At 29.8% G+C, this 12,296-nt stretch carries 17 protein-coding genes; all 17 read right to left on the bottom strand.

Annotated elements, in window-relative coordinates; genetic code table 11:
- Window positions 1-332: 332 nt before the first annotated feature.
- The 17 genes from PF569_03675 to PF569_03755 all read right to left on the bottom strand — a co-directional run bounded on the left by PF569_03675 (window position 333) and on the right by PF569_03755 (window position 12,257).
- Window positions 333-668 (bottom strand): hypothetical protein, encoded by a 336-nt coding sequence (locus PF569_03675; protein MDA3855332.1) that lies wholly within the window; start codon window positions 666-668, stop codon window positions 333-335.
- 244 nt (window positions 669-912) lie between these two features.
- Window positions 913-1,356: a hypothetical protein gene (locus tag PF569_03680; protein ID MDA3855333.1), complete on the bottom strand. Its 444-nt coding sequence runs from the start codon at window positions 1,354-1,356 to the stop codon at window positions 913-915.
- A gap of 365 nt (window positions 1,357-1,721) precedes the next feature.
- On the bottom strand, window positions 1,722-2,069 hold the full coding sequence (locus tag PF569_03685; GenBank protein MDA3855334.1) for a hypothetical protein: 348 nt from the start codon (window positions 2,067-2,069) through the stop codon (window positions 1,722-1,724).
- A 311-nt stretch (window positions 2,070-2,380) separates the two neighbouring features.
- Entirely contained in the window at window positions 2,381-2,566 is a 186-nt protein-coding gene (locus PF569_03690) for a hypothetical protein (protein MDA3855335.1), read from the bottom strand.
- A gap of 27 nt (window positions 2,567-2,593) precedes the next feature.
- Window positions 2,594-3,055, bottom strand: coding sequence for a hypothetical protein (locus PF569_03695; GenBank protein MDA3855336.1), 462 nt, complete (start codon window positions 3,053-3,055; stop codon window positions 2,594-2,596).
- 61 nt (window positions 3,056-3,116) lie between these two features.
- Complete coding sequence (locus PF569_03700; protein ID MDA3855337.1) at window positions 3,117-4,259, bottom strand: hypothetical protein; 1,143 nt, start codon at window positions 4,257-4,259, stop codon at window positions 3,117-3,119.
- Window positions 4,260-4,294: 35 nt separating this feature from the next.
- Window positions 4,295-5,254 carry a hypothetical protein gene (locus PF569_03705; GenBank protein MDA3855338.1) on the bottom strand — a complete coding sequence of 320 codons (960 nt, stop codon included), beginning with the start codon at window positions 5,252-5,254 and terminating at the stop codon, window positions 4,295-4,297.
- Window positions 5,255-5,378: 124 nt separating this feature from the next.
- Window positions 5,379-6,284 carry a hypothetical protein gene (locus PF569_03710; GenBank protein MDA3855339.1) on the bottom strand — a complete coding sequence of 302 codons (906 nt, stop codon included), beginning with the start codon at window positions 6,282-6,284 and terminating at the stop codon, window positions 5,379-5,381.
- A gap of 86 nt (window positions 6,285-6,370) precedes the next feature.
- On the bottom strand, window positions 6,371-6,589 hold the full coding sequence (locus tag PF569_03715; protein MDA3855340.1) for a hypothetical protein: 219 nt from the start codon (window positions 6,587-6,589) through the stop codon (window positions 6,371-6,373).
- A 65-nt stretch (window positions 6,590-6,654) separates the two neighbouring features.
- A complete protein-coding gene (locus PF569_03720; protein ID MDA3855341.1) occupies window positions 6,655-7,383 on the bottom strand; it encodes an NUMOD1 domain-containing DNA-binding protein in 729 nt (242 codons plus the stop codon).
- A gap of 173 nt (window positions 7,384-7,556) precedes the next feature.
- The gene (locus PF569_03725) at window positions 7,557-7,961 is read right to left on the bottom strand and encodes a hypothetical protein (protein ID MDA3855342.1); all 405 of its coding nucleotides are present in this window, start codon (window positions 7,959-7,961) and stop codon (window positions 7,557-7,559) included.
- Window positions 7,962-8,236: 275 nt separating this feature from the next.
- Window positions 8,237-8,470: a hypothetical protein gene (locus PF569_03730; protein MDA3855343.1), complete on the bottom strand. Its 234-nt coding sequence runs from the start codon at window positions 8,468-8,470 to the stop codon at window positions 8,237-8,239.
- 737 nt (window positions 8,471-9,207) lie between these two features.
- Window positions 9,208-9,672, bottom strand: a complete 465-nt coding sequence (locus PF569_03735; GenBank protein MDA3855344.1) for an NUMOD1 domain-containing DNA-binding protein — start codon at window positions 9,670-9,672, stop codon at window positions 9,208-9,210.
- Window positions 9,673-9,849: 177 nt separating this feature from the next.
- On the bottom strand, window positions 9,850-10,125 hold the full coding sequence (locus PF569_03740; protein ID MDA3855345.1) for a hypothetical protein: 276 nt from the start codon (window positions 10,123-10,125) through the stop codon (window positions 9,850-9,852).
- 317 nt (window positions 10,126-10,442) lie between these two features.
- Window positions 10,443-11,408 carry a hypothetical protein gene (locus PF569_03745; protein ID MDA3855346.1) on the bottom strand — a complete coding sequence of 322 codons (966 nt, stop codon included), beginning with the start codon at window positions 11,406-11,408 and terminating at the stop codon, window positions 10,443-10,445.
- A gap of 193 nt (window positions 11,409-11,601) precedes the next feature.
- Window positions 11,602-11,754 (bottom strand): hypothetical protein, encoded by a 153-nt coding sequence (locus PF569_03750; protein ID MDA3855347.1) that lies wholly within the window; start codon window positions 11,752-11,754, stop codon window positions 11,602-11,604.
- Between the two features lie 92 nt (window positions 11,755-11,846).
- On the bottom strand, window positions 11,847-12,257 hold the full coding sequence (locus tag PF569_03755; GenBank protein ID MDA3855348.1) for a hypothetical protein: 411 nt from the start codon (window positions 12,255-12,257) through the stop codon (window positions 11,847-11,849).
- Between the last annotated feature and the right edge of the window lie 39 nt (window positions 12,258-12,296).

Consider the following 12,296-nt stretch of genomic DNA (forward strand, 5'->3'; position numbering starts at 1 on the left):
CCACCAAATTCTGGACTTGGATAAGTTCCTATTTCTACTTCTCCATATTGATTATTATAATCTTCTACTGTTCCTATATATTTTCACCAGATATTTGTTTCTAAAGGTAATACTGCATCACTATTTGATATTAAACATTCATAATAAACTGTTATACCTGTTATATTTGCATACACAATATCTCCTATATCATAAGGAGGTGCTACTCCAAATTCAATTAATGAATTATCAGGAGTTTTTACAGAAACTATATATAAAATTCCTGCATATTCTTTGACTCCTATAGGTACAAAGCCTGTAGATAAAGCTACCTCATTTGAAGGTAATAGTACTCAAATATCTGTAGTTATAGCTTGGTTTGCATCTACTGCAGCACTATCATTATTCTGTTTACCACTTATATTTTTATGGTATATTTTGTCTCCCTCTACTTCTTCATATACTATATCTCCATTACTATAACTACTATTGGTATTATAAAGAGTAGCAGTTGGATAAGATATATAAACTTTAGTATTACCTGCATCATTTTGCAATGTTAATTCATCTCCATTAAAGGTAATTAAAGTTCCATTTAAACAATCAGTTAGTATATCATTAGGAGTATTTAATGGATTTAAATCTAAATTTAATCCTCCCGTAAAACTATTTGTTGCGGATTTTCTCATATTCTGTTCTTATTTCTAATCATGTTTTCACTGAAGCATCTAATTTATAATCTTTTATTACTCCTAAGTAATCAACTTTTTTTGCTTCCAATCTATCTGCTCAAAAAGCATACCCTTTAAATTTGGAGAGTCTTATTCTAAATATATGTGTATCACTTCCTCTATAATAAAATTCCTCTATTAGTTTCCTTGGTATAATATTTTCAAATTTACATATTTTCATGCTTCTCTTATTCAAATCTAATCAATTTTCAAGACCTTTACCCTTTAAACCAATATAGTAATATGTATCAAATGGATCTTTCCTCCATGCACATATTTTTCTTAGTTTTCTATCCCTCCTAATCATAAATTCCTTGATTTGATATGTTGGATCTAGAGATATTTTGCCTATAAATACATAACAATTATAAAATTTTCCTGTATTTATAGTAAAAGCACATCCAAATTTCATACAATGGTTCATTCTCATAAAACCATGTACTAATAAACCTCTTAATTCTTTTTTAGTTAATTCAGGGAATTTTTTATAAATTACTGGTAAAATATCATTTAAAGTAAAATCATGAGCAGTATAAAAAGAATCTCCTTCATTTGTTCTATCAGCAAGTTTTTGTTTTAGTTCTCCTCCTAAATACATTGGGTATGCTTTTTGATAACCCTTTGTTTTAAAATGATAATATAACATATAACCTTTAAAATCAGAATTTACAAAGTCAATATCTTGAAATTTTCCATTTTGTCTAGCTCTTACAAAATCATCCTCTGCAATAGTTTTAAAATCTCAGTAAGATTCTGCTACATTAGGAATTATAAATCTAGACTTTTCATCAATCATTTTATTTATAATATAACCAACAGCAAATTTAAAAGGATCTGACAAAGCATCTCCCCTTGATTGTGTACTCCCATAATGTTTTATAAACCACCTTCATTTTCTACTACATATTTTTAAAGGTGTATTTGTATATAATTCAGCAGGAGTCATGCCATGGTTAAATAACATTCTCATTATTTAAATGGTTTAAAAGATTTTCCAAAACGTTTGCGATCTCATGAAGTAGAAGCATTTAAAATTTCATCAAAATCATTTTGACTTAAATGGTCTGGTACTCTTGCTTGGGTACATCTAGTTAACCAGTCATTTTTTAGTTGTGCTGCTAATTGCATAGTACGAGGATCTTTAGTTACTAAAGCATTTTTAAAAGTTTTTGAGTAGGCACAAAATACTGCTACAGCATCTACTTCACTTTCAGTTAATGATGGCAATCCTTCTTCATCTAGTATTACTCCTTTATATAAAACATTTATATCTGAATAATTTTGTGCTACATATAATTTATCATTAGCTACTCTATATTTAACAAACTTTCCTGGAAGATTTAAAAAAGGAGTATTCATTTTTCTATTTTCTATATATCCTTCTATTCATTCAGAAGTAGTATCTCCATCACTTTTTGTTGCATATGTTTCTTGATAATCTTCATAAGAGGTAGTAACTGCCTCTATAAAATCTACATTGCATGGAAGGTTAATATATCAACCACCTTCATCTTCAACAGGAGTTGCTTTATATTTATATAAATTAGATCTTTTATTCCCAATCTTATCTCAAGCAGATAATCCTATTGTCTCAAAATCATCAGGAGTAATTTCTGTTCCATAGAAAGTTTTTAAATGAGTGTATGCTGTATTAAATGGATATTCTTTCATTATTTAGGAGTTTGAGTATTTGGAGTTGCTCCTGCATAGAGCTGTCTATAATATCTAATCTTTTTTTCAGTAAGTCTTTTCTTTATTTCAGCAGATAAGAAAGTATAATTTTGTATATCATCTCCTGCACAACATCCATAAAAATCTAATTGTCGAGGATCTTTAGGTATAAATGTTATTGACATTTTCTTAACAAAGGGTGCATTAAAAATTCATCCATCATACATATTGTTATCATTTGGAGTTGTCTCTATGTACACATAAGGTTTATCTGCCATTCTTCTTTTATACTTATGATATTTAAAACTTAAATCAGTATAAATAATATATTCAGTTTGTTTATCCGTAGAACCAATAAAAGTAATTGATTGTTCTGCTAAATCATTTACTATTTGTGGTATTTGAAAATGTTGTTGAGGTTGCTCTGAAGGATTTGAAACAGTACAACTGGGGCATTTATCTAAAGCTAAACAATCAACATCTACACAATTAATAGACATTACTAAATCCTTTTTTGGGACTATATTTTTAAATGAATATTCTTTTATAATCTGCAAGTATTCATCTACCACATCATCTTCTAGTTGGTCTCTTGAAATAGTTGGATTAGATGTTATTCCCACTAAACCAGAGACTATATCATTATATATTGCGGATGCTAATTTTTCTATCATATTATTTTAAATAAAAAAAGGCAGGCAGTTATGCCCACCTTTTTAAGTTAATTTATTAATGTTATGCTACAACTGCAATAGTTTTTGCAAAAGTTGAACCATCAATAGTAATTTTAAATCCAAGAACATCATCCACAGCTAAACCATGACCAGTTTCCAAAGTAACTTCTCCGGTTGCAGATACAAGAACTTTAGTAAAGTCGGCATCTGAGTTTAATGCGTCAACATCAGTAGTAGTATCTCGTGTCCAAATACCACCAGTAACTCCTGTAGGAGTAGTAGTATAAGTTAATTGATAACCATTAGTTACAGTGTCTGAAACACCTAAATCACTGCTAGTAACTGTAACTGCTGATACAGCTGTACCTACAGTGTCAATTTCAATACTTGCATTAATTAATGCGGCTTCAAAACTAGTTACTAAAGAACTAAGTACATAAAATACATGAGTAGTAATTGATTTATGTCCTGCTACAATACCAGTAGAACCATCTTTTTCAATACTATATTCAAGTGTATATTGAGTATAATTACCTCCAATAACTGGACGTTCATCTTTGTGTAAACCAAAATGACGAACATTTTCCGCAGTTTGAATCATAATATTTCTAGTCATCCAGTCATCAGTACCAAATCCAGAAACACCATCAGTAGTTACACTAAAAGTACTAGCACTAACATCTTCGTAAGCAGGTTCTATAATTGAATTATCTGTATAACCAGCTTCTTTAAAAATCTTGATACTTTTAATTCGTTGGTAAGGGTCTGTTGCAGTAATTATGAGATCTGCACCACTAGTAGTAGCTGTTACATAAGAAAATCCATAACGATCCCTTATTTTATTAATCTCATTTTTAAGAGCTGTTGCATCTGTTGCAGCAGTACCAGTTGCGAGAACTTCTATATACAAAGGTCTATGGAAGTTTAAATATGCACTAGCATAATCTGAGCCAGTTTGTTGTGATAATTGTACATCTATTTCTATGCGAGCAACTAAACCTGCTGTAATTGTAGGGATAGTAACTTCTGCAATTTCTTTAACCCCAGCTTTGTAAGGGTTTTTAGATGTAAATAAAATATTATCTTTTTTGAAGGAACCTGTTCTAGCTACGTTAAATACTGAATTTGCGCCAGAGAATTTATCAGAAGTTCCATTTGAATCTAAAGCTGAATTAATAATTGTTGTTGTTGTAAATTGATACATTGTTTTGTATTTTTCACATTATTATACTGTATTATCTATTTTTCTTTTTGTTGTTGTGCAGGATTAGCTACAGACTGACTAAGTGGAACATGTGTTTGTATTCTAGGATCACTTGAGTTCTCCATTAATAACATAATCAATTCATTTACTATTTCTTGACAAACATAATCTGGAAATTCTAAAACTTGTGAATTATCTGTTACTTCATCTACTTGTTCTTGTGTTAATCTAATAAATTGTGGAGCTTTTATATAGTCTATGTAAACTGATTTTAATTCAAAAACAGAATTATCTTTTCCATATCTAATCTCCATTCTAACTTTAGTTTTATTACCATACCTAATCTCAGCACTTTTACTACTAGAAGGTGTGATTGATAAAACTAATGCTCCTGAAACACTTACTTCATTTACAGCATTGTCTGGAATTGAAACTGTTGTTCCATCTACTGTAGTAATTAAGTCATCATCTAGAGCATCTATTGCTGTTTTTAAAGTAGCAGCAGTGGTAAAGTCTGTTGTATAAGTAAGGACTGTTGACACACCCCCAACTGTAACTGTAATTGTATCTTCAGCACCTGCTAATGCTAAATCTACTATATATGATCTTGGTTGTACATCCACTTGATTATTACTTGTTATGTAAGTGTTCTTCACATTTACATTATTAATGTAATAATAAGGATTTTTATAAGTAGGTCTTAAATAATAATTGTTAATTATCTGAGAAAACATATCAGCAGTAAGCCTTTTAGCTCCTTGTTGCCATTTTTCTCCTGCATTATAACATTTATAATTAGCTAAAACATCATATTCTACTACGCAGTTTAATATATGTAAATAATCATCAGGTAAATCAACTTCATAGGCATTACTTAAAAGAGAACTTGCTGTAAAAGCCACTTCATCTACTGGCGTTGGACTAATCACTGCTGTAGATTTCAATACTCTTAAGTCATCTGTCTTTTGTTGATTAACGTCATATATATTGTACATTTTATTAATGTACTGATTGACTCCTTTATTTATAAAATAGTTATAATCCTCAAGTAACAAGCTTGGGGCCTCTTTCTTATTAAGCTCTACTAAAGCATATTCAAAAATTTGTTTTGAAGTCATTCTATTGAGCTTTTACTGTTTTTGTTGACTTCTTTACCATTTTTTTAGGTTCAGTTGCCTCTGTATCTTCTGTGTTTTCAGGTGGATTCATTTCTTTTTGAATACTTTTAATCTCAGTTTTAGTTAATAGTTCTGGATAAGTTTCTCTCTTAATAGAATCTACCATTTTCTTATACCTAATGTCTTTCAATAAAAGTATAACTGCATCTTCTGAGCCTCCTAAAACAGTCTCATCATATTTATAAATGCCTCCGGCTTTACGAATAACTCCTCGGTCTAACGCATCTATTAAAAATAATCTTAGTTTCCAATCTTCTCCTTCATAGAGTTGAATAATTTTTCTTGGGTCTTTCTCTGCTTTATCAATTAGGTAATCTAAAATATCAGCTGGAATAGCGTAACGTAAATCTCTTCCTAAAACTCTACATTTTTTAATACGCTCTGTTTCAGAATCTTCAAAGATATATGAACATGCATTATGTACAAGTTCTTTTCTAGAAATTTTAGCTCTTGTAAGCTCACCAGGTCTTTCAACATATAAGTCTGCTACACCATATTTTTTAGCCCCACCATCAATAATAAGATTCCCCGAAGAATCTCGTTCAAATCTATCTTTAGCAATCCAATTGCAATATTCTATTGCTTCCCAGTTAGATTTTTCAACAACATCATTTAAATCATAGTGCTGTCCATCTACTATTTCAAAAGTATAATCAGCAGGTATAAAATGTTTGAGACCTTTACTTATGTCTTCTTTGTCTTGTTCTGATAAAATCATGTCACCATTAGAATCTACTGTTTTTACGCAGATTGGTAATTTTCCTGTTCTTGGGTTTGGACAAGGTTGAATATAATAAGTTTGATTTACTTTACCATAGACACTCCTTAGAATTATTTCATTAGTCATATTAGCATTATTTTATTTTGTTTTATAAATCTCTATCGTATTTAATCTAAAAATAAGGAGGAGACTTAACCCCTCCTTTATATTATCTATGCTTCTTCCATTATAAATGAACGGTAAGGAGCGAAAGCTGCAATACCTGAGTATCCAGCTACAATAAGTCTAGAACCTGCTACAGGGCTAGAAACAACACCTGAAGTAACTCCGTCTGTACCCCCAACTCCTGGGAATTTACTAGAGATAAATTCTGCACCTTTTAAAGAGAAAGCTGCTATGGCAGGGCTATTAGTTGATACATCCGGAGACATATCTAAACATATTCCATCATTTTTATTAACTTTATATTACTATAAAGATTAGATCATATCTTAATCTAAATATATTTAAAAATAAATCCTTTACAATGATTTCTTCTTTTTTCTATTACACCTTGAGCATTTGTATATCCTGCTCTTCTACAAGCATTTAATGATTTAAATGTTTCAAGTAAAACTCCATCTTTGCTAAATTTTCCAACTGATTTTCTCTGCTTACTTATAGTTTTTTCAATAGATTCTTTAGTTTTTTTAGTTACTTTTCTTTTAAAGTGTTTCATAAAAGGTAATTTTTTATAACTAAACTGGTGCCCATGACATTGATGTCCAAGTCTAATTGACTTGCTAATTTCTGACCCATTCTGTTTATTAAAAAATCTTCCAGCATCATTTACAGAATCAAACTTTTCTATAAACTCTCCCTCTAGATTATACATATATACTTTAATTTTTTGATTATTACTCCAGGTTTTTCCACCTATCATCATGTTATATGTATTTTCTCTTTTTACAAAATCTTCTGTAACTAACTCTTCCTCTTTTTTATAAGCCTCTTCTTCTGTATCAAATTCATATAAAGTAAATCTTAAAAATTTATCTACTCCATATTTGTTTACTGCATATTGAAAAGCTGTAGTACTATTTTTATAAGTGCAGGGCTGTGTTATAAATACACCACAACCAATGTAACCATCAAATTTTTCTGAGCTTGTTTTGTGTACTCCAATATATATCTTTTTATTCGCTATATTGACTGTGAGATATACAATGTATTTTATTTTATTCATTGTTTAATTTATTATATTTTAGATTTTTCTCATTTCGGCAACTAAGCCTACGTCCGTTCGGACTGATCGTTGAACGTTCATCGGTACTTCTAATTAGACTGTATGATCCGATGCTTCGCTGCTGATTGTCCCTTAGGGAGTTCCCAGCAATTAGAGAAATTTAATCGAGCAGCTTACGCTGCAAGAGGGCTATGGAAAGTTAACCCTTTGGTTGGATATTCTTTAGAGAGTGCTCTATCTACCATAAAAGTTACTGTGTTACCAGCAATTTCATAACTAGTGAAAGTACCTCCAACTTTAATTGGGTTATCTGCTTTTACAAATGAACCTGAATCTTTAGAATACAATAATGTAGGAGTAGAGTTCCAGTTCTTCAACCAGTCTCCTAAAGTTGTATTTACCTGAGTCCAAAGGCGATCATTAATTATAAATGTATAATGATTACCAGTAGCTTCAGCAGCTTTCTGATTCATTTGATCTAATGCAGTATTAAGAACATTAATACCTAATTTTGCATATTTAAATTTAGATGCAAAACGTTCAATCTGTGGTACTAAACCGTCACCGGCAATTAACATTTTGTTATCTGCATGTTACCATACAGTTCAGACTATATCTTTATCCTCATTACTATTGTCATAATAAGGATACTCCCCTTTTCAAACTGTTTAAGTTCTACTCTACTTGCTTCTTCATATAAATTTTTCTTTTATATTATGCTTTCGATAGTCGTTGAACCTTTATTCTAAATATAGAATACTTGGCTGCTGATTGTCCTTTATAAGGAGTTCCCAGCAATTAAAGGAGTTTGATTTATTAATCATTGATTAATTGGTTTTTCTTAATATTACTATTAAGCGGCCCATAACACGGTGACAAATGTGTTTTTCTTAGGTCTACCATCTTCAGTAAGTACTGTAGACTTACCATTAGAATCCATAGTGGTTTTTTGCCACAATAATGAATTATTTTTAGCAACTTGGAAGTTCTGCAATAGATCTTTCTCCATCTTATTAAGTTTGAAGAGTTTCTCTTTAGCAGCTCCATTATCCTCACCTTTAGCGATTTTAATGAACTGGTCTTCCATCTGAGCATATCTTGCAGAGAAAGAGATGTCGTTTCTATGCTCTGTTAAGTAGTTCCTATGGGACTCGACATTGCTTTGATACTTTGTAAACACTTTTGTTAGCTGCATGTTACCATACAGATCAGACTATATCTTTAATTTGATAAATAACCATATTTATGGTTTTTATGTGTATTGCTTCTACCTGAAAGAACGTGTCAAACTGCAGTTCCATTTAGTCTTGCAGCTTCTGTAGCAGATTTATAACTTTCTACTAAAGCTCCTTCCAAAGTATATTTTCCTACAGGTTTTTTATTTGATCTTTTTACATGAATATTATTTAATTTCTCTATATGCCAATAAAAATTATTTTTACAAAGATCCCCAGTTTTTAAACTTTTGTTTATATTACTGCCTTTGTTTTCTTTTTCAGCATCTAATTGATTACTATATTCATATATAAAATTCCCATCGGAATTATATTTATATATTTTTCTTTTTTTGATGTAAGCTAATCTAGCTCTGTCATAAGTACTAAAAAATTCAGAAGATATGTAATATTCTTTTTTTACACAACTGCCTTCTTTAATTGCTTTTGTAACAGATGATTGAGATATATTTACTTCAATTGCTAATTCTTTTTGAGTATTAAATACTTTTAAAAAATCTCCATTCTTACTATAAAGGAATACTTTATTTTTAGATAAGTTTTTCGTTTTATATTCAGAACTATTTATTTTATCAGCTTTTGAGTAACTTCAAAGAGAGTCTTTGATTTTAACTTTCTTTCTAAGGCCATAACTTATATAAGTATAATCTACTTGTAATGATTTTGCTGCATCTTTTAAAGAATCAAAAGACTCTATAAAATCTCCATTTAAAGAGTATTTATGGACTTTGATTTTTTGGAATTCACCTATATTAATTCCTCCTAGACACATGTTATAGACATCTGGTCTTTCTAAAAATGCCCTGTCTATTATCTCTTCTTCTAAAGAGTACGCTTCAAAATCACTATTAAAAATAGCTACTATTGACCTTTTAAAACAATTAACTCCATGCTTTTTTACAGCAAATTGAAATTTAGTTTTAGCTTTATTATAAGTATGTGGTTGTGTTACATAAATACCACATCCTATATATCCATCAAATTTTTCTGGATTTAGAGTTTTATGAACTCCTATATAAATTTTATTATTTATTGTATTTATTGTACAATACACTATATATTTTCAATTATTTTCCATTTCCATATTTTATGTACGTCTTGCGACTAGTCGTTGAACTTTGATTATAATTTACCAGTAAGAACGAATCTTTATTTTGGATAATTCACAATCCTTAGCTGCTGATTGTCCCGAAGGAGTTTCCAGCAATTAGGAAAATTTTTTCTTCTATATTTATGCCGCTTTCATAAACGTAGAATAAGAGAGCATTACAAGTTTACCCTCTTCATGATATTCTGGCATAATGTTACTCAAGAATCGAGTAGTCATACCAATTTGGCAATAATTTGCATCTAATACAGAAGTAAAATCACTATTGATTAATTGTACTGTATAAATCCAGAAATTGTCTGCTCTACGTTGGGGAGTTGTTTTTACTATACATTGTTGGCGAGAACCATCAATGATAAAAGTATCATATTTTTCATAATACCTTTTTTTAAAGTACATTTCGACATCTGCACCATCTGCACCAGTTCCGTCTGGAGTGGCTGCAAATTCTACCCTTTCAATAAATTCTATATCAATTTCTCACTCAAATAAAAGTGAATTAATTGGTTGAAACTTATTAGCTGTCTTTTGGTTATAATAAACGTTAGATAAAGCTTCTGTTAAAAAGGTGGCTGTGTTATGTGGATACATACGAGCCATTACACCCATCATCTTAGGTCTTGTACCTAAAAATTTGTAGAAGTCTTCATACGTTCTGCTATGAGCCAATTCGGGCTTAACGTTAACGTAACTTGCTATAATCATTGTTTAAATCTTTATATTTCGTGAATACTTTTTATTCTGTCACTGTCTTTCTTTTGTACCACGACTTGCGGCTTATCTTTCTTGAGTTTATTAATCTCTTCTTCATAAGCACCAGTAATTGCTTGAAAAGCTTCTTTTCCGTACTTCATAAACCAAGCGGCTTCATAAAGTTTTTCTGGAGAAGATATTGCCTTTTCAAACTCACTTGCACCTTTATCATCTAAATTTAAAAGGCTTCCTAATACGTCTTCCTTTTCATCATCTTCTAGTTCAACCCCATAAAAGTCATTGTTTTTAACAGCAACGTCAATCATAGAATTTTTAAAATCTCCATATTCTTTAGTCTTTTTATCTTCTACAAGTTTTTTCTGATCTTCTTTGTAAGTATCTTCTAAGTCTTTATACTCTACTCTAATTTTATCTGTCTTTTTCTTAAAGAGATCTTCATTTTTAAGTTCTTTCTCTAATTCAGCAGAAAGTTCTTCATCTGTAAGATCATATTTAGCTTTTAAATCTATTAAAAATAATTCTTGATCGTCATAAGCATCTATCTCATAAGAGTCTGAAATATTAGTTTGCAGATCTTGTGAAATATCCTCTTTATATTTATCAAGGTATTCTTCTATAGTAATATCACCTTCTCTAAGGTTATTAATAAATTGTAATTCTTTTTCTGATAAATCCATAGAAGGTTCTTTTTCTTCTGGCTTAAGAATTTCTAATTGTTCTTCCTTAGAAAGCTCATTAAATGAAACTTCTTGTTCATTGTCTTCTTCATCTATAATTTTTACTTTTCCATCTTTTATACCTTTTAAAGCTAGTAAATCTTCAACCACATCTAAAGAAGGTTCATTATCGTCTTCTTTTTCTGGGAATAGGGTGTCATCTAAAATATCATCCTCCACAGGAGGATCTACAATAGGAGTCTTTTCTTCAATTACTTTTTCTTCAAAAATATCATCTAATTCATCTTCCATAATCATTTTACATTAAGTTAATATTAATTATTCTGCTGTATTGCACAACAAAATTATTCTTTCAATAATTGTAAATTTACAATTTTTTATAAAATATAAATAAAGATTTTAATACAAATTAACTAGAATATTTTAAATAGGTTCTATTTTCTCTCTTTTAAATTGTAGAAAAATACTCTAGTTAATTTTTTAATTATTTTTTCTTAGATTTGTCTATCTGAGCCCTACCAGCTAAAAAAGCAGAAGATACTGAGACAGCAGCTAAGATAGATGCTATCCATCCTGGAGGAGTTATTGCTAAAGCTGCTAAAGTAGCAATAGTAGCTCCACTTAAAGATGAAACCACTAAAGAAATTTCTTTAATTCTTTTTCAATAATCTGAGATAGTTTTATTAGAAACTCTATCTTTAATCTCTTCTTTTACCTTGTCCATATAATTTATTTTCTAAAAGTATCTATAATAGCTACTCCATGTTCTTTATATGCAGAAACTTGGATTTCAATGTATGCTAATAGATGTTCTACTACAAATTCTGCTTTCTCAGGAAGAACTCCTTCTTGTACAATAAAATTTGCTAATTCTCTTCCCTCATTATAATTAAAATTAAGAAGTCTTTCTTTAATAGCTTTCCAGTTTCTAATATCGTTAAGTAAAGGACGTGCTGTTTTAACAATGGCTATCCATTCTAAGAATGAGATTTCTTCATCTTCATTAGATTCTTGATAAGTTTTCATAACTTTAAAAGAATTTTTAAGTAATTCTTTTACTACAAATACTTCTTCTGTTGATACTTCTTTTGGAAACCATCCTAATAGAGCTTCCTTAATAGATTTAAAAAATTTTTTCATTTGTTTACTTTTTCATGTTTATATTTAATTATCTATATT

It is taken from the genome of Candidatus Woesearchaeota archaeon, from assembly GCA_027858315.1.
In the GTDB taxonomy this organism is placed as follows: Archaea; Nanobdellota; Nanobdellia; order Woesearchaeales; family UBA583; genus UBA583.

What these genes read in the sequence shown, in the direction of transcription:
- PF569_03725 (MDA3855342.1), bottom strand. Translation starts at nt 7,961, where the DNA reads ATGTTAATTGCCGGTGACGGTTTAGTACCACAGATTGAACGTTTTGCA.
- PF569_03700 (MDA3855337.1), bottom strand. Translation starts at nt 4,259, where the DNA reads ATGTATCAATTTACAACAACAACAATTATTAATTCAGCTTTAGATTCA.
- PF569_03690 (MDA3855335.1), bottom strand. Translation starts at nt 2,566, where the DNA reads ATGTCAATAACATTTATACCTAAAGATCCTCGACAATTAGATTTTTAT.
- PF569_03745 (MDA3855346.1), bottom strand. Translation starts at nt 11,408, where the DNA reads ATGGAAGATGAATTAGATGATATTTTTGAAGAAAAAGTAATTGAAGAA.
- PF569_03755 (MDA3855348.1), bottom strand. Translation starts at nt 12,257, where the DNA reads ATGAAAAAATTTTTTAAATCTATTAAGGAAGCTCTATTAGGATGGTTT.
- PF569_03720 (MDA3855341.1), bottom strand. Translation starts at nt 7,383, where the DNA reads ATGAATAAAATAAAATACATTGTATATCTCACAGTCAATATAGCGAAT.
- PF569_03730 (MDA3855343.1), bottom strand. Translation starts at nt 8,470, where the DNA reads ATGGAAGACCAGTTCATTAAAATCGCTAAAGGTGAGGATAATGGAGCT.
- PF569_03680 (MDA3855333.1), bottom strand. Translation starts at nt 1,356, where the DNA reads ATGTTATATTATCATTTTAAAACAAAGGGTTATCAAAAAGCATACCCA.
- PF569_03685 (MDA3855334.1), bottom strand. Translation starts at nt 2,069, where the DNA reads ATGAATACTCCTTTTTTAAATCTTCCAGGAAAGTTTGTTAAATATAGA.
- PF569_03710 (MDA3855339.1), bottom strand. Translation starts at nt 6,284, where the DNA reads ATGACTAATGAAATAATTCTAAGGAGTGTCTATGGTAAAGTAAATCAA.
- PF569_03740 (MDA3855345.1), bottom strand. Translation starts at nt 10,125, where the DNA reads ATGTACTTTAAAAAAAGGTATTATGAAAAATATGATACTTTTATCATT.
- PF569_03675 (MDA3855332.1), bottom strand. Translation starts at nt 668, where the DNA reads ATGAGAAAATCCGCAACAAATAGTTTTACGGGAGGATTAAATTTAGAT.
- PF569_03705 (MDA3855338.1), bottom strand. Translation starts at nt 5,254, where the DNA reads ATGTACAATATATATGACGTTAATCAACAAAAGACAGATGACTTAAGA.
- PF569_03695 (MDA3855336.1), bottom strand. Translation starts at nt 3,055, where the DNA reads ATGATAGAAAAATTAGCATCCGCAATATATAATGATATAGTCTCTGGT.
- PF569_03715 (MDA3855340.1), bottom strand. Translation starts at nt 6,589, where the DNA reads ATGTCTCCGGATGTATCAACTAATAGCCCTGCCATAGCAGCTTTCTCT.